At 52.7% G+C, this 15,441-nt stretch carries 20 protein-coding genes, 2 tRNA genes and 1 other RNA gene; 15 read left to right on the top strand and 8 right to left on the bottom strand.

The genetic code is table 11. From position 1 onward, the window contains the following. Nucleotides 1–25 precede the first annotated feature (25 nt). Complete coding sequence (locus BUC32_RS16575; protein ID WP_073255490.1) at nucleotides 26–766, top strand: FadR/GntR family transcriptional regulator; 741 nt, start codon at nucleotides 26–28, stop codon at nucleotides 764–766. Between the two features lie 18 nt (nucleotides 767–784). On the opposite strand, the gene BUC32_RS21255 is transcribed toward BUC32_RS16575, so the two are convergent. Beyond that, complete coding sequence (locus BUC32_RS21255) at nucleotides 785–1,477, bottom strand: LCCL domain-containing protein (protein WP_073255487.1); 693 nt, start codon at nucleotides 1,475–1,477, stop codon at nucleotides 785–787. A 178-nt stretch (nucleotides 1,478–1,655) separates the two neighbouring features. On the opposite strand from BUC32_RS21255, the gene ssrA reads away from it, so the two are divergent. The 7 genes from ssrA to BUC32_RS16535 all read left to right on the top strand — a co-directional run bounded on the left by ssrA (nucleotide 1,656) and on the right by BUC32_RS16535 (nucleotide 6,306). Further along, nucleotides 1,656–2,008: a transfer-messenger RNA gene (ssrA, locus tag BUC32_RS16565) on the top strand. A gap of 76 nt (nucleotides 2,009–2,084) precedes the next feature. Then, nucleotides 2,085–2,510, top strand: coding sequence for an ester cyclase (locus BUC32_RS16560; protein ID WP_073255607.1), 426 nt, complete (start codon nucleotides 2,085–2,087; stop codon nucleotides 2,508–2,510). A gap of 51 nt (nucleotides 2,511–2,561) precedes the next feature. Continuing rightward, the gene (chrA, locus tag BUC32_RS16555; protein WP_073255604.1) at nucleotides 2,562–3,809 is read left to right on the top strand and encodes a chromate efflux transporter; all 1,248 of its coding nucleotides are present in this window, start codon (nucleotides 2,562–2,564) and stop codon (nucleotides 3,807–3,809) included. An 80-nt stretch (nucleotides 3,810–3,889) separates the two neighbouring features. Then, nucleotides 3,890–4,357 (top strand): SspB family protein, encoded by a 468-nt coding sequence (locus BUC32_RS16550; protein WP_073255484.1) that lies wholly within the window; start codon nucleotides 3,890–3,892, stop codon nucleotides 4,355–4,357. A gap of 145 nt (nucleotides 4,358–4,502) precedes the next feature. Next, nucleotides 4,503–5,897: a class II fumarate hydratase gene (gene fumC, locus BUC32_RS16545; RefSeq protein ID WP_073255481.1), complete on the top strand. Its 1,395-nt coding sequence runs from the start codon at nucleotides 4,503–4,505 to the stop codon at nucleotides 5,895–5,897. Next, complete coding sequence (locus BUC32_RS16540) at nucleotides 5,897–6,076, top strand: DUF4169 family protein (protein ID WP_073255478.1); 180 nt, start codon at nucleotides 5,897–5,899, stop codon at nucleotides 6,074–6,076. The genes fumC and BUC32_RS16540 overlap by 1 nt, the downstream gene beginning before the upstream one ends. Then, nucleotides 6,073–6,306: a ribbon-helix-helix domain-containing protein gene (locus tag BUC32_RS16535; RefSeq protein WP_073255465.1), complete on the top strand. Its 234-nt coding sequence runs from the start codon at nucleotides 6,073–6,075 to the stop codon at nucleotides 6,304–6,306. Before BUC32_RS16540 ends, BUC32_RS16535 begins: the two co-directional genes overlap by 4 nt. A gap of 27 nt (nucleotides 6,307–6,333) precedes the next feature. Here BUC32_RS16535 and BUC32_RS16530 read toward each other — a convergent pair whose 3' ends face one another. Beyond that, nucleotides 6,334–6,744, bottom strand: a complete 411-nt coding sequence (locus BUC32_RS16530) for a SufE family protein (RefSeq protein WP_073255462.1) — start codon at nucleotides 6,742–6,744, stop codon at nucleotides 6,334–6,336. A 129-nt stretch (nucleotides 6,745–6,873) separates the two neighbouring features. Between BUC32_RS16530 and BUC32_RS16525 the strand changes: the two genes are divergently transcribed. Next, entirely contained in the window at nucleotides 6,874–7,368 is a 495-nt protein-coding gene (locus tag BUC32_RS16525; protein WP_073255459.1) for a hypothetical protein, read from the top strand. A gap of 3 nt (nucleotides 7,369–7,371) precedes the next feature. On the opposite strand, the gene rnd is transcribed toward BUC32_RS16525, so the two are convergent. The 3 genes from rnd to purM form a co-directional block, all read right to left on the bottom strand. Beyond that, a complete protein-coding gene (gene rnd / locus BUC32_RS16520) occupies nucleotides 7,372–8,532 on the bottom strand; it encodes a ribonuclease D (RefSeq protein WP_073255456.1) in 1,161 nt (386 codons plus the stop codon). A 110-nt stretch (nucleotides 8,533–8,642) separates the two neighbouring features. After that, nucleotides 8,643–9,242, bottom strand: coding sequence for a phosphoribosylglycinamide formyltransferase (purN, locus tag BUC32_RS16515; protein ID WP_073255453.1), 600 nt, complete (start codon nucleotides 9,240–9,242; stop codon nucleotides 8,643–8,645). Beyond that, entirely contained in the window at nucleotides 9,233–10,279 is a 1,047-nt protein-coding gene (gene purM, locus BUC32_RS16510) for a phosphoribosylformylglycinamidine cyclo-ligase (RefSeq protein WP_073255601.1), read from the bottom strand. Before purM ends, purN begins: the two co-directional genes overlap by 10 nt. 109 nt (nucleotides 10,280–10,388) lie before the next feature. On the opposite strand from purM, the gene BUC32_RS16505 reads away from it, so the two are divergent. From BUC32_RS16505 to BUC32_RS16495, 3 genes are all read left to right on the top strand, one after another. Further along, nucleotides 10,389–10,465 (top strand) — tRNA-Ile (locus tag BUC32_RS16505). A 167-nt stretch (nucleotides 10,466–10,632) separates the two neighbouring features. Next, nucleotides 10,633–11,067, top strand: coding sequence for a hypothetical protein (locus BUC32_RS16500; RefSeq protein ID WP_073255451.1), 435 nt, complete (start codon nucleotides 10,633–10,635; stop codon nucleotides 11,065–11,067). Between the two features lie 58 nt (nucleotides 11,068–11,125). Then, nucleotides 11,126–12,061 (top strand): NAD(P)-dependent oxidoreductase, encoded by a 936-nt coding sequence (locus tag BUC32_RS16495; protein WP_073255448.1) that lies wholly within the window; start codon nucleotides 11,126–11,128, stop codon nucleotides 12,059–12,061. A gap of 5 nt (nucleotides 12,062–12,066) precedes the next feature. Here the strand turns inward: BUC32_RS16495 and BUC32_RS16490 are convergent, their stop codons facing one another. Next, the gene (locus BUC32_RS16490; protein ID WP_073255445.1) at nucleotides 12,067–13,380 is read right to left on the bottom strand and encodes an ATP-binding protein; all 1,314 of its coding nucleotides are present in this window, start codon (nucleotides 13,378–13,380) and stop codon (nucleotides 12,067–12,069) included. A 39-nt stretch (nucleotides 13,381–13,419) separates the two neighbouring features. Here BUC32_RS16490 and BUC32_RS16485 point away from each other — a divergent pair, with 39 nt between their 5' ends. Further along, nucleotides 13,420–14,334 carry an MBL fold metallo-hydrolase gene (locus BUC32_RS16485; protein ID WP_073255442.1) on the top strand — a complete coding sequence of 305 codons (915 nt, stop codon included), beginning with the start codon at nucleotides 13,420–13,422 and terminating at the stop codon, nucleotides 14,332–14,334. A gap of 80 nt (nucleotides 14,335–14,414) precedes the next feature. Beyond that, nucleotides 14,415–14,489 (top strand) — tRNA-Asn (locus BUC32_RS16480). A 101-nt stretch (nucleotides 14,490–14,590) separates the two neighbouring features. On the opposite strand, the gene BUC32_RS16475 is transcribed toward BUC32_RS16480, so the two are convergent. Together BUC32_RS16475 and BUC32_RS16470 are read right to left on the bottom strand one after the other, a co-directional pair. Continuing rightward, nucleotides 14,591–14,836, bottom strand: coding sequence for a hypothetical protein (locus BUC32_RS16475; protein WP_073255439.1), 246 nt, complete (start codon nucleotides 14,834–14,836; stop codon nucleotides 14,591–14,593). Further along, the gene (locus BUC32_RS16470) at nucleotides 14,833–15,075 is read right to left on the bottom strand and encodes a hypothetical protein (RefSeq protein WP_073255436.1); all 243 of its coding nucleotides are present in this window, start codon (nucleotides 15,073–15,075) and stop codon (nucleotides 14,833–14,835) included. The genes BUC32_RS16475 and BUC32_RS16470 overlap by 4 nt, the downstream gene beginning before the upstream one ends. Before the next feature lie 81 nt (nucleotides 15,076–15,156). Between BUC32_RS16470 and BUC32_RS16465 the strand changes: the two genes are divergently transcribed. Next, nucleotides 15,157–15,381: a helix-turn-helix domain-containing protein gene (locus tag BUC32_RS16465; RefSeq protein ID WP_073255434.1), complete on the top strand. Its 225-nt coding sequence runs from the start codon at nucleotides 15,157–15,159 to the stop codon at nucleotides 15,379–15,381. The last annotated feature ends 60 nt before the right edge of the window (nucleotides 15,382–15,441 follow it).

Here is a 15,441-nt window from a genome sequence, read left to right as displayed (position 1 = left end):
CGATCAAACATTAAATGTAAGACAAATGAAAATAGACCCAAAAAGCAAAGCCGATTTGTCGGCCCAGATCGCCAAATCGATCCGCGATTCCATCATCAGCGGCGACATGGATGTGGATGAGCGCCTGCCGTCCGAAGCCGAGTTGGCGGACCAGTTTGATGTCTCGCGCCCAACCGTTCGGGAAGCCCTAAAAAGACTTGCGGCGCAAAACCTTATACGGACGCAGCGTGGAGCCACCGGTGGCGCATTTGTGCGGCGTCTGAGCTATGAAGACGCCTATGCCAACCACATCACCACCTCGACGCTTTTACTGTCGATGAATGCAGTGGATTTTGAAACCGCTTGCGAAGCCCGCTATGCGCTGGAACGCGCCTGTGCGCCATTGTCAGCTCTGCGTCGCACACCGGATCAACTGGCCACAATGCGCGCCGAGATTCACCGTCAGGCCCAGCCAGGTCTGTCAGATGAGAGTTTCTGCGACAGTGACGTCGCTTTTCATCGCGCGTTGGTGGATGGCGCAGGAAATCCAGTTTTATCCTATCAACTGGCCGGAGCGGTCGAGGCCATGCAACCTTTGATGAACATGATCACCTTCACGGAGCGTAACCGTGAAATGATCGTGGGATTGCACGCCCGGATCGCAGACGCTGTCGATGCACAGGACGCTTTGGCCGCGGACGCAGCATTGGCAGAGCTTACGGAATACACTTTGTCTCTGGGTGAAGCAGCGATGAATGCGCGAACGCAAAAAACGCCTAGTTCTTAGTCTTTAGTGGCTGAATCTCTAGTTGCGATTAAACGTGATGCTAGCGCCATATTGGCCCCACGCGGACGTCGTTTGTCCGTGCGCGGAAGACCCTGAATAGCTGGACAATCCCCCCAAGGATAAGACCTCAACAATTCCGCCTTCGTGAGCAATTAATCCGGCGTGCCGGGCGGCAGAACAAATATTGCTGTCAGACGTGTACGGGCCCACACCCCAAACCTGACCTTGTTGCAAAAGCCCAGGATCGCATCTGCATTGCAAAAAGGTGGCCCCGGATGGCATGACGCTGCACGCGGCAATTTGGTCGGTGCCGTTGACCAAAGAAAAACTTGTCGCATAGGCGCCCCATCCAGAAGTTGTTATCCCATTCGCAACTGACCCTTCATAGCTGTTTTGGCCGGGTCTTCGGATTGTCTGGACAAGGCCTCCTTGCGTATCAATGACGCCAGCGTGCCGAGCAGCGGCACATATGCTGCTATCGGCGGTATATGGGCCCGAGCCCCACACGGACCCCTGGGCAGAATTTGGCAGGCACTCACACAAATATTCTGCTTCGGCGGCAGGGTAAGCACCGCAATAAGGCGCCTTCTCTGAGGATGAATATGCAGCGCTTGGGGGTAACGAAAACCCAACGGTTGCAGCCACATAAACTATGAAAAGAAGCCAATGGACTGAGGACTTGCGTTGGCTGGTTTTATTCAAGTTTTTCATACTTTTCTCCCTCTAAAACAACACATTTCAAATTTCTTCTGACGACACTATAACCGCGTTCCGAAATTGTAGGAATCTGGCACCTTTCAAAAAGCGTCAATTGTGATCCCTTAAGTCTATCACATCTTACCCTTTGTTGTTTCGATCTGGCGCAATCCCGGATTTTGACTGCTGTATTGCCCTTTCAATCCTTTGACCAAGCCTCTATATTAGGTGTGTCTCTTCGGGGACTATGGACATAAACGCGCTCGCAATAAGCGGATCGGACCCGGGGGCGGTACCCGGCGTCTCCACCAAAAATCCTTCATTTGAGGATCATGGGGACGAAATAGGATCGACGAACGTCTAAAGGGGTTAGCTTTGTTTCGGCTGTCTGCCACCGTTATCGGCGAAACTTGTACAATTGCAAATGACAATCGTGCTCCGGCAATGGCAGTTGCAGCGTAAGCTGTAAATGTCGCCGAAACTAACTCCTTGGGTTTAGCGACCTAAGGCGGGGTTCGCAGGTACCTGGCAACAGAAACCTGCACTTTCCAACATTAACCGAATCCTCATGCCTGTGACTCATTGTTGTGCTGACGCAACTAGGATCAGGATGGATACCCTTATGGAAAAGCGACAAATTCTGGAAGATTGGTATCAACGTGTCTGGGTCGAGGGCGATCTTGATGCGATTGATGAAATGTTTAGCCCTGATACACAGGCAGCTGGCCTTTTGCCGGAAATGCAGATGGGGCCGGATGAGTTTCGCGAGCTTGTGCCAATGTTTCTCGCCATGGTCGAAAACCCAACCGTGTCGCTCGATAAGGTCATGGAAGACGGTGACTGGGCGTCAGCCCTATATTCGATGCGGGTAACAGATGCGAGTTCCGGAAAGCCTGTGATAGGCACGGGCCAACTTTTTGCGCGCTTCAACGGTGACAAAATTGCCGAAACCTACAACAGCTTTGATTTCATGAGCTTTTTTGAGCAAGTGGGTCTGCTGCCAGAGCAAAGCCTTGCATTGTGTCTGACTGGCCAGCGTATCGGTTAGATTTTCAGAATTGGCTTGCGGGAATCGGTCACGCATGATGCCCTAGGAGCTGTGCAAAATGCTCCCCCGATATCAGAACTGATCCGTGTTTTCGGACGTATTGGCCTGTTATCTTTTGGTGGGCCTGCAGCACAAATCAGCCTCATGCACCGCGAACTGGTTGAACAGCGGCCCTGGCTATCGGACAAGCAGTTTCTGGGCGCGTTGTCTTTTTGCATGATGTTGCCGGGACCCGAAGCGATGCAACTGGCCACCTTCACCGGCTGGAAACTGCGCGGCACAATCGGGGGCTTGATCGGCGGATTGCTGTTTGTCTTGCCTGGCGCTTTGGTGATTGCTCTTTTGGGGGGGCTTTACATTGGCTTTGGCGACCTGCCTTTGGTCAAGGCCGCGTTTCTGGGGGTTCAGGCTGCTGTTGTGGCAATTATCCTGCAGGCGCTGATCCGCCTATCTGGACGAGTGCTGATTGATTGGCCGGCGCGAATTGCAGCTTTGCTTGCTTTCCTTGTGTTGTTTACCTCGGCATTGCCTTTTCCAGCAGTGGTCATGATCGCAAGTTTTGTTGGGATGCTTCGGCCACGTGCCGATGATAGCTTTCCGGCGCCACCACGCGCCGCACCGTGGAAAGACACCGTTAGGACCATTTTGGTTTGGGGCACCTTGTGGTTGGTTCCGATAGCGGTCTTGATGGTCAGCGGAGCGACATTTCTGACCGACGTGGCCCTGTTCTTTTCAAAACTGGCCGTGGTTACTTTTGGAGGAGCTTATGCAGTTCTGGCCTATATGGTCCAAGCTGTAGTCAGTGAACATCACTGGCTGACAACGGCTCAGATGATGGACGCTTTGGGGCTGGCCGAAACCACGCCGGGCCCATTAATTCTGGTTACTCAATTTGTCGGCCAGCTGGCAGGGTACCAGCAAGGCGGCGTTTTGCTTGCAGTGGCGACCGGATTAATCACGCTTTGGTGCACCTTTATCCCTTGTTTTTTATGGATTTTCGCTGGCGCACCCTATGTTGAACGCTTATTGCAATTGCCCCGACTAAACAGCGCATTGGCGATGATTTCGGCAGCCATTGTCGGGGTTATAGCAAACCTTGGCTTGTGGTTTTCGCTGCATGTTTTGTTTGAGGACCATGTTGTTGTGGACCTCGGCACCCTGCCCGTCCTGTCCAGCTTTCAACCGATGGAACTGGCGCTGGTCGCCTTTGGTTGTGTTCTGATATTTGCGCTGCGTCTGTCCGTAGTTGCAACCTTGTCGGCATGTGCTTTGGCTGCAATGAACTTTGTTTGGATCTGAGTACATCTAAATTTGCGTGAGCATCTTTTGTTTCCCGACGAATCCACTATTGTTGAATCGGACGGACCAGAGGTGAGACCATGTCTCGGACGATTGATTATGGAAATCTGATGCACCGCGCCATGCGCAACCTCATTCAAGAGGTTTTGACGGATGTGCAAAGCAACGGGTTACCCGGCGAACACCACTTCTTTATCACGTTTGATACGCATCATCCGGACGTGAACATCGCGGATTGGCTGATTGATCGTTACCCGGGCGAGATGACCGTGGTGATGCAGCATTGGTACGATGATCTGCAAGTTTCGGACACGGGCTTTGAAGTCACACTGAATTTTGGCGATTCTCCAGAACGGCTTTGTGTTCCTTATGATGCGATTAAGACCTTTGTAGACCCTTCGGTAGAATTCGGGTTGCGGTTTGAAACTCAGGAAGATGAAGACGAGTCCGAAGAAGACATCCCAGAAATTTCATTGGCCGAGGTTGAGCCAGAAGATGAACCTAAGAAGGATGCCGAGATTGTGAGTCTCGACAGTTTCCGCCGCTGACATTTCGACCCTTCTAAAATCTGAACAGTTTTTGGTTCCCTCCACCGCGTCGTAGTTTCGCAGTAACTTGTATTCCATTGTATACTTATTGAACTTTCCCGCAGTTTGGCTATGAAGTTCCTGACCTATTCAATGGAGCCTCGACATGACTCAGACCCGCACCGAAACCGACAGCTTTGGCCCTCTCGAAGTTCCTACCGACAAATATTGGGGCGCGCAGACCCAACGTTCGATAATGAACTTTCCAATTGGTTGGGAAAAACAGCCCGTTGCCATCGTGCGCGCACTTGGCGTGATCAAACAGGCATGTGCCATGGCTAACAAAGCCAGCGGCAGCTTGGACGGTACAATTGCGGACGCCGTCATTCAGGCTGCAAGCGAAGTAGTTGCAGGCAAATTTGACGACAACTTTCCTTTGGTTGTTTGGCAAACCGGTTCAGGCACGCAATCAAATATGAATTCGAACGAAGTTATTGCCAACCGGGCGATCGAAATTCTGGGTGGTGTAATCGGCTCAAAAGACCCTGTTCATCCGAACGATCACTGCAACATGGGCCAATCATCCAACGATACGTTCCCCACGGCGATGCATGTCGCCACCGCGATGAGCATCCGGGACGTTCTGATGCCCGGCCTGAGCAAGCTAGCCGAGGGGCTTGAACAAAAATCAGAAGAGTTCAAAGACATCATAAAGATCGGCCGCACCCACACTCAGGATGCCACACCGCTGACTTTGGGGCAGGAATTCTCGGGCTATGCACATCAGATCCGTCAGGGAATTGCGCGCGTCGAGGTTGCCTTGCCCGGAATTTACGAGCTGGCTCAGGGCGGCACCGCTGTGGGTACAGGATTGAACACCAAAAAGGGTTGGGGTGAAACCGTGGCCGCCAATATGGCAGAGATCACAAGCCTGCCGTTTGTCACCGCCCCCAACAAATTCGAAGCCTTGGCCGCACACGATGCGATGGTCTTCATGTCCGGCGCCTTGGCGACGGTCGCAGGTAGCTGCTATAAAATTGCCAATGATATCAGATTCTTGGGGTCAGGACCTCGATCCGGTTTGGGTGAATTGATCTTGCCAGAAAACGAACCCGGTTCATCGATCATGCCGGGCAAGGTGAACCCAACCCAGGCCGAAGCTCTTACACAAGTGGCAGCTCATGTTATGGGCAATGATGCAGCTATTAAATTTGCAGGCTCGCAAGGTCATTTTGAACTGAACGTCTATAACCCGATGATGTCCTACAATCTCTTGCAGTCTATCCAACTGTTGGGAGATGCGTCTGACAGCTTTACTGAGCGTATGCTGCTGGGCATTCAGGCCAATGAACCTCGGATCGACAAGCTGATGAAAGAATCGCTGATGCTTGTCACTGCCCTTGCCCCGACAATTGGCTATGACAACGCCACCAAGGTTGCCAAAACGGCGCATAAGAACGGCACCACTCTCAAAGAAGAGGCGGTGGCACTGGGATTTGTGGATGAAGCAACCTTTGACGCAGTTGTCCGCCCTGAACAGATGATCGGCCCCAAGGACTGATGGCACAGCCGGTCAATCTCAACCGGTTCAAAAAACAAAAAGCACGGGCCAAGAAAAAGGCCCGTGCCGACGAAAACTCGATGAAATTCGGCCGCACTGGGTTGGAAAAACAACGCGAGAAATCAGAACTAGACAAGACCGTGCGCCATATTGACGGTCACAAACGAGACGACACATGACCGCTCGACCCATCAAACGATCTCTGACTTTGAAAGGTCACCGGACCAGCGTTTCGTTGGAAACCGAATTTTGGCTGGCATTTCGGAAGATTGCCGACGAAAAACAAATTCCAATCAATGAGTTAGCAGCCAAAATTGATGCAGATCGAGGGCTGGACTCAGGGCTAGCCTCAGCGATCCGAGTCTTTGTCCTGACCCATTACCAAGCCAAAGTCAGGCCCTCTGAGTAAGGGATTGGTTCAGTCTGTCTGGATGCGTCAGGCAGACTCGGCGGCCACCAGACGAATCCGTTCAATCATGGCCCTCAGACCGTTCGATCGCTGCGCTGATAAATGATCGTTCATTCCCAGACGCTCCATTTCGGCGCGGGCATCGATTGCAAGCACGTCTTTGCAGGATAAGCCATTGTAAAGATTTCTCAAAACGGCAATCAATCCGCGGACAATCATCGCGTCGCTATCGCCATCAAAGCTGAATGTGCCATCCACGATCCGCGGATGCAGCCACACCTGACTGGCACAACCATCCACTTTGGTCGCAGGCACTTTAAGCGCGTCCTCAAGCGGTGTCATGTCCTTGCCAAGATCAATGACATGGCGATACCGATCTTCCCAATCTTCGATGAATTCAAAGTCTTCGACAATTTCTTCGAAAGCGGCACTTGCCATGATCGCATTCCTTTTTTTCGTTCATTTCACCTAAGACGACCGGGTTCAAAGGTCCAGACCCTGCCTTGACGCTTTTCAACTGCGACGCAATCGGGTAACCCAGAACAAAAGGATGTCGAGGTCGATCTGATGCGGGTTTTTGTTCTATGTCTTGCCATTGCTGTAATGGGCGTAAGCGCGTGCAACTCGCGGTACAACCCGGTCAACTGGTTTGATGGCTCTGAGGAGGTGGACGTCGAAGGTGGGGCTACGGCCAACCCACTTATTCCGGCGAAATCAGGTTTTGTCTCAAAACCTGACGAGGTCTATCCCGGAATTACCGTGGCCAAAATCACAGAGTTAAAAGTTGAGCGGGTGGCTGATGGGGCTTTAATCCGTGCGGCGGGCGTCGCCTATGTTCAAGGAGCCTTTAGTGTTAAACTGATGCCCCAGAATGACGGCAAACCTGTCAAAGGCGTTCTGACATACGATCTGATGGCCATTCATCCAGCCAGCGGATTCAGAGGTGGCGCAGATAACACCCGTCTGGTGACCGTGGCCCACAGCCTTACAGATCAGCAATTGGCTGGTGTGCGTACAATCAAAGTTGTGGCTATTGAGAATGCCCGCCAGGCACGTCGCTGATCGTCAGATCTTGATCACACGTACAGATTTACCTTTGGTTGTAAGGGCGATTTCACCAGAACACAGGCGCAATGCGTCTTCTCCAAACACTTCATGGCGCCACCCACTCAGGGCGGCAACATCACGCTGACCCGCCGCAATGGCGTCAAGGTCCGCAGAGGGCGCGATCAATTTGGACGCCACGCCTGAACTTTCGGTTTTCGCTTTGAGAAGCACGCGCAAAAGGTCGGACAAAGCCGGGTTGACCTGAAGCTTGTCACGGCTGTTTTCGACGCGGGGCATATCTTCGGGTGGCACAGCCAGGCCCAGTTTCACGCCATTTAGAATGCCTTCGGCAATTTCGCCCTTGCGGGCTTCGCGCAGCAACAGTCGTGAACGGCCAAGATCCTGCATGGACTGCGGCTTGGTCGAGGCCAGTTCGATCAACGCATCATCCTTGAACACCCGGTTGCGTGGGATGTTTCTGCTTTGGGCGTAGCCCTCGCGAAAACGGGCCAACTCGCGGACCACGGCCAGAAACTTGGGCGATGTGGTGCGTGTTTTAAGACGGCGCCAAGCCTCCGACGGCTTGACCGTGTATGTGTCGGGGTTTGTTAGAATCTGCAGTTCTTCGCGCACCCAATGGGCGCGCTGAGTTTGTTCCAGCTTGGCGGCCAGAAACTCATAGATTTGACGCAAATGGGTGACATCAGCGAGCGCATATTTTTGCTGGGCTTCCGTCAAAGGGCGACGCGACCAATCGGTGAATCGGCTGGATTTATCAACCCCTTCTTTGGCAATTTTGCGCACCAGAGTTTCATAGCCTGCCTGTTCGCCAAACCCGCAAACCATTGCAGCCACTTGGGTGTCGAACAACGGGTCTGGAAACACCCCTGCTTCGACAAAGAAAATTTCTAAATCCTGACGGGCAGCGTGGAAAACCTTGACCACGTTTTGATCGCGAAACAGCTCGTACAGCGGTTCAAGTGACATCTCGCCAACCAAAGGATCGACCAAAACTGCGTCTTCTCCAACCTCGTGATCGGGCACAGCCATCTGGATCAGGCAAAGCTTAGAGTAATAAGTTCGCTCGCGCAGAAATTCCGTGTCGATCGTGACATAGGGTTTTGTATGGGCCAGTGCACAGAATGCGGCCAGTTCTTCGGTTGTTGTCAAAGTTTTCATGTACGAGGTTTCTTTACTCAATCAGTTCCTGCCCTGACACGGGCTTACGTTTAAAACGCCGGAATTGCAAATTACGGAGCAGGCAGGCTTCGCTGGCGAAGACGCGACCGTCAGAGATAAACAGGGGTCGTGTCCCCGGCCGCAAAACGGCGCAGTACTGCAGGGTATAATTGGTGTTCTTTCTCCAATACGCGCGCCGCCAATTGGTCTGCCGTGTCACCTTTGATTACAGGCACTCGCGCCTGTCCCAAAACCGGGCCGTCATCCAGCGCAGGTGTTACCAGATGTACCGTGCAGCCGTGTTCGACGTCGCCAGCTTCCAGCGCACGGGCATGGGTGTGCAGGCCTTTGTATTTCGGCAATAGCGACGGGTGAATGTTGAGCATGCGCCCTTCCCATGGGGCCACAAACCCTTCGGTCAAAACCCGCATAAACCCGGCAAGACAGATAATATCGGGTTGCACGATATTCAGAGTGGCCTGCAGTGCCGTTTCAAAGGCGGCACGATCACCCAGAAATGGGCGGTGATCGACCACGGCAGTTGAGACATCCATATCATCGGCTTTGATCAGCCCACCGGCATTTTCGTCATTGGCCAGAACCAGAACGGGCTCGGCTGGATGGTCGCCAGACAACATATCCTCGACCAGACGGACCATGTTGGACCCGCCCCCGGAAATGAAGATGGCGACGCGTTTTTTCACAGCAATTTGCCAGAATAGCGCACACCTTCTCCGGCAGTGACATGGCCCACACGGTATACGGTTTCACCTTCGCTTTGCAGCAAGGCTTCCACTGCATCCGCCTGATCTGCCGACACGGACAGAATCATGCCCAGACCACTGTTAAAGGTTTTTAGGATTTCAGCTTCATCCATATCGCCGGTTTTTGCCAGCCATTGGAACACGGGCTGAAGTTCCCAGGCATCAAGATTAATATCTGCGCCCAGACCTTCGGGCAGAACCCGTGGCAGGTTTTCGGTCAGACCTCCGCCGGTGATATGAGCCAGCGCATGCACGCCCCCTGCCCGCACGGCTGCCAAAGCCTGTTTTACATACAAACGTGTTGGCGCCAGCAACGCGGCACCAAGTGTGCCTTCGCCCCACGGGCAATTATCATCCCAGCCAAGGCCAGACACCTCAACCAGTTTGCGCACAAGGCTGTAGCCGTTGGAATGTACCCCGTTTGAGGCAAGGCCTAACAAAACGTCACCTTCGATAACGCCCGCAGGAAGGTCTGCGCCGCGCTCCATTGCGCCAACTGCAAATCCGGCCAGATCAAAATCACCCGCTTCGTACATGCCGGGCATTTCAGCTGTTTCACCACCGATCAACGTACAACCCGATTGATAACAGCCCTCTGCGATGCCTTCGATGATGCGCGCTGCCTGATCCATTTCCAGTTTGCCGGTGGCAAAGTAATCCAGAAAGAACAGTGGCTCGGCGCCCTGACACACAAGATCGTTGACACACATGGCCACCAGATCAATACCCACTCCGTCGACATTGCCGGTATCAATCGCAATGCGCAGCTTGGTGCCAACACCATCGGTTGCCGCCACAAGTATCGGATCAACGTATCCGGCATCCTTGAGATCGAACAACGCTCCAAATCCGCCAAGACCTGCCATCACGCCTGACCGTTTGGTGCGCTTTGCCGCTGGTTTGATCCGATCCACAAGGGCGTTGCCCGCGTCGATGTCTACACCCGCATCTGCATAGGTGATGCCGTTTTTGCCGTCGCTCATGATCCACTCCATTTCAGGACTTGCAGAGGCACTAGACCATCATTTGACAACAGGCAACGGTAACTCTTGACGCGGGCGTGTCTTATGCTAGCAAAAGGGCCTCAAGGGTGGGCCTGTAGCTCAACTGGTTAGAGCAGAGCGCTCATAACGCTTTGGTTGCGGGTTCAAGTCCTGCCGGGCCTACCACCAAACCTCACTACTGTTGTCATCTGATCGCCGTTCAACGAACTCCACCGAAAATATGTGCTTGGAATTCAAGGACAATTGCGCTGTGGTTGTACAAAGTTGAGGTCGTCGGATGAACACGGAGACAATGGATCGCGAAATTCGCGTAGGGATGACTTGGTGCGATATTGATATCTGGTGCGGCCATTGCTCAGGAAACCAAATCCAATCCCAATTTATTTCGCCATTGCTCGGATATCTATAATGATTACTCGGTCTACCTAAATCGCCAACGCGATGACTTTATTGATGAAATCAATACGCATGCTGATGAAGTTGGCTGTCTGGATGAAATTCGGAAATTCATGCGCAACGGTGATGAGGTTTGGAGCAAACGAGATCGCGCTTATCGAAAATACTCCCGCGCCTACGATGAATACGAATCTTTCAATGTTGGAGACAAACAAGAGCGCGAGGCCTTTGAGCGAATTGCGGGTTGTTCCAATTCTGAGGGTGAAAAACCGAATGCCAGGTGTTTTGGAAGCCGGAGCAGAAATACGCTGGATCAATTCTGCGATACCGGAGAGTCTCGGTATCAAGCATTTTGTTCAACCTTCAAGTGAGTGACATACTTCTTTACGGTTTCGAAAAACGAAACAGGCATTTGATACGGGATTACTTATGGCTTTATTGATTGACGTCGGAATTTCAGACTGGATGAGCGGGCAAGAGATTGCCGCTGCTGTGGCCGAGTTTGATCCGGGTTTGGACATTCGCACACGTGAAACTTTGGGGAATGCAAAGGATATTCGCGTGGTGGCCGTATCAAATTTTCTACCAGATATTCCTGCATTGTTACCAAACCTTGAATTGGTTCAAAAGCTTGGCGCAGGTGTTGAAACCATTGTGGATCATCCTCAATTGCTAGATCACGTCCGCGTGGCCAGGTTGAAACCTGAGGCTCCGGCACGTGAAATAGCTGAGTTCTGTCTGGCTTATGTCTTGCGAGAGCAACGCAATATGCGCCTGCATGAGGCTGGGCAACGAAAGGCTGAATGGACATCTGTCGCGCCCAAGGAAACCTTAAAAACCACAGTTGGGGTTTTGGGGCTGGGCCATATCGGCGGGTACACGGCCACTTTGTTTCGTGATCTGGGATATCGTGTATTGGGCTGGAGCCGGAGTCAAAAGTCACTGGACGGAATAGAGTGCCTATGTGGCCAAGACGGCCTTTTGAAGCTTTTGGAAGATTGCGATCACGTTGTATCAATCCTGCCGTCTACAAAAGACACACGGGGCCTGTTTGACGACGCCATGTTCTCCGCCATGAAGCCGGGTGCTACCTTTGTGAACGCAGGGCGCGGCGATCTTGTGGATGAAAACGCCTTGGTCAGGTCTTTGGCATTGAATAAGCCCGGTCATGCCGTGCTGGACGTTCTGTGCGAAGAACCGCTGCCCGCAGGCAGCCCTTTGTGGCGAAATTCATCGATCACCATCACCCCACATGTTTCTGGATGGCATCTGGGGGATGCCTTCAAAGATGTGGCCGAGAATTATCGCAGGTTGGTTGCCGGTCAGGGCTTGCTGCATGAAGTGAATCGAAAGTTGGGATACTAAGCTCTCTAACGCCCGATCACGATATCAGCTTGCAATCCACCCAAGGTATCACTGTCGCCAAGCCGCAAAACGCCACCGTGGGCTCGTGCCACATCAGCCGCAATAGAAAGACCAAGCCCAACACCGGTACCTTTGTTCTGATTTCGTGCAGGCTCGAGTCGGGCAAAAGGTTTAAGCGCTTCTTCGCGATCCTCAACCGGTATGCCCGGGCCATCATCCTCAACCCGGATTCGCAGAAATTTGTCCGTCAACTCAAGTGAAACCACGGCACGGGATCCATATCGCACTGCATTGCCAATCAGATTTTCCACCGCCCGCTTGATACCAACCAGCCGCAAAGAAACAACGCCCTCGCCGTTCACTTTACCCAAAGAAACATCCCGTCCCCCCCGGGCACCGTCTTCGACGAGCCCCTGCACCAATGCGATCGGATCCACTTCTTCTGGTTCCCCTTCTGAGGCCCCCCGCGCGAAACTCAGAAATTCATCAAGCAACCGCTGCATGTCTTCGACGTCTCGTTCAAGGAGTTCTGCCTCTTCATCATCCAAAAGGCTCAGCCCCAATCTGAGCCGCGTCAAAGGTGTTCTGAGATCGTGGCTAACACCTGACAACATCATTGTGCGTTGTTCGATCTGACGCTCAATACGCGAGCGCATGTCGAGAAACGCGTTGCCGGCTGATCTCACTTCGATGGCTCCGCCGGGGTTGTAAGGGATGTGACGCCCCCGTCCAAAGGCCTCAGAGGCTTGTGCCAATTTGGTAATCGGACGCAGCTGGTTTCGCAGATAAAGGTAAGAAATCAGCGTCATAAGGCCACCAAATCCAACCATCACCACCAATAGCTGATGTGGGTTTGATGCCGAAACCCGGACGCGGTCAAACTGTACCTGCGCGGTTCCCTGCTCGGTTCTGACATAAATTCGCATGATCCGGTTATCGGGCAATTCGACCTTGCTGACCTCGGGCACAAACCTTTGCAGCGTATTTATCACCACCAATCCGGAAAAATCGAACCAACGGCGCTGGTGTGCTTGTGGCTCTTTCACATCAAGAACAACGGACAAATCAAGACCATCGACCAGCTCTGCCAGTTCATCGCGACTTTCGGGGCGGCCATTCAAACTGTTTACATGGCCGATCAGCAGATTAATTTCACGCGACACGGCGTGCGTCATCTGCTCGGTCACCCCTTCAAAGTGTCTTTGAATAAAGGCCGTGGTGACCACCAACTGCAAGGTTACAACCGGCAAGATCAGAATCATTGCAGCGCGGCCATACAAGCTGCGAGGCATATAGCGTTTGAGCCAATTGAACATCATCGCTAAACCATGCCGTGACAGGCAACGGAAGGAAAGCCCATGGATCCCAAAATCCTTGAATTTGATCCCAAAGCGGGGGACCCCGAGATTCTGGCGCCGGGCCTGCGTCGTGTTCTTGCCCCCAATCCTTCACCGATGACTTTTCGCGGCACCAACACTTATCTGGTTGGAGACCGTGAGATTGCCGTGATTGATCCCGGTCCTGACAGCGATGTCCACCTTGAGGCCATTCTGGCGGCCCTCCAACCCGGTCAAAGCATCAGCCACATCGTTGTCACCCATGCCCATATCGACCATTCTCCTTTGTCCTCAAAGCTGGCGCAGCGGACCGGCGCCGGGATTTGGGCTTTTGGCGACGCTTCAGCCGGGCGAAGTCTGGTCATGCAGGATCTCGCGGCACGTGGTCTCGCAGGTGGCGGCGAAGGTGTGGATGCATCGTTTCAGCCAGATCATTTGGTTGGCCATGGCGATCAGATCGAAGGCGATGGCTGGGTGCTGGATGCCATTCACACCCCGGGCCATTTTGGCAATCATCTGGCCTTTGGCTGGAACGACATCTGCTTTACAGGAGATCATGTGATGGGATGGGCCAGTTCTCTGGTATCGCCCCCTGACGGAGACCTGACGGATTTTATGGCGTCTTGTGATCGGTTGCAGCTGAAAGACTGGCGGGAATTTCACGCGGGCCATGGCGCTCCTATCCTGTCCCCACGGACGCGGCTTCAATGGCTGATTGAACATCGTCTGGGCCGCGAAGCAGAGATTCTTTCTGCTCTCGAGACAGGCCCTTCTCGCGCATATGATCTCGCCTGCAAGATTTACACCGAGACGCCTACGGCCTTAATGGGCGCCGCCACAAGAAACGTCTTTGCCCACCTTGTTGATTTAACTGGAAAAACCCTCGTTAAACCTCAGTCAACGCTGGAAACCGAGGCGGTTTTCGAACGGCTCTGAGAAAAAATGCACGAAACCGGCAAATAGTGACAAAATCCTCTGGACGTCCGAAAAATCCACGGCTATATCACCCCACATATTCCGGCGTAGCTCAGCGGTAGAGCAGTTGACTGTTAATCAATTGGTCGTAGGTTCGATCCCTACCGCCGGAGCCATAAAAAGCCACTAACCTCAACGGGTTAGTGGCTTTTTTGATTTTTGGAGATTTCGGAAATTGGCACAGGGGTAACGTTTAGGGTAACAGACAAACTGACTGTTAAGCGTTTTCCCCTGTTTCGTTCTTCACTTCCCTCTCCATTTCTTCGCAGAGGTCGATCAGGTCGCATGCCATCTTCTCGGCCAATTCAAGCGCTTGGTCGATGCCACGGTTTTCCATTTCAATGGAGCCGCAATCATTATCGAAGGCACTATAGGCGACCGCGATGAGGCTCCGAAGGCGATATGCCATTGTGCTGGCCTTGCTTTTCTGGATCTGCTCCTGATCATAGTTGATGAAGGTCATGCTGCCACCTCCGGCAGGTTCAATGCGTCCAAGGCATTGTCGATTTCCTTAATCATATCTTCAGCAATGTAGATCAGCGCGGCTTGGCCTGCCTGGCAGGCATTTTCGCCCTCCAAATAGGCAATAGCCTGAATGACACCCGAAAGGTGGCAGGTCTTGTCTTGAACATCCGAAACGTGAGAACGTAACGCCCGTAAAGGCATGGCTTCGCCGGTCGCACAAATGCGTTCTTTGGTCATTGTTTTGGTCCTTAGATTAGAGTATCAACGTTTTTAGTTGATAACCTCACGGCAGTTTGCCGTCAATGAAAAACGTTGAAAATGACACCAGCACAATCACGGGCAGCTCGCGGCCTAGTTTCTATGACACAAACTGAATTGGCCAAAGCAGCCAGCCTTGGACAATCAACTGTGATTGATTTTGAGAAAGAGCGCAGAGAAGTTTCTGAGAACGCAAAGGAAGCCATCCGCACCGCCCTAGAAACCGCAGGTGTAGAGTTCATTGCTGAGAATGGTGGTGGTGCCGGAGTGAGGTTGAGGAAATGAATTTAACCGTTACAGCCATTCGAGACGAAGTAGCTCGCTTGAAGGCAGCAGCGGAGCATC

It is taken from the genome of Shimia gijangensis, assembly GCF_900142085.1.
Lineage (GTDB): Bacteria > Pseudomonadota > Alphaproteobacteria > Rhodobacterales > Rhodobacteraceae > Shimia > Shimia gijangensis.
The sequence above is the reverse complement of the archived record's forward strand: the minus strand, read 5'-3'. Positions and strand labels throughout refer to the sequence as shown.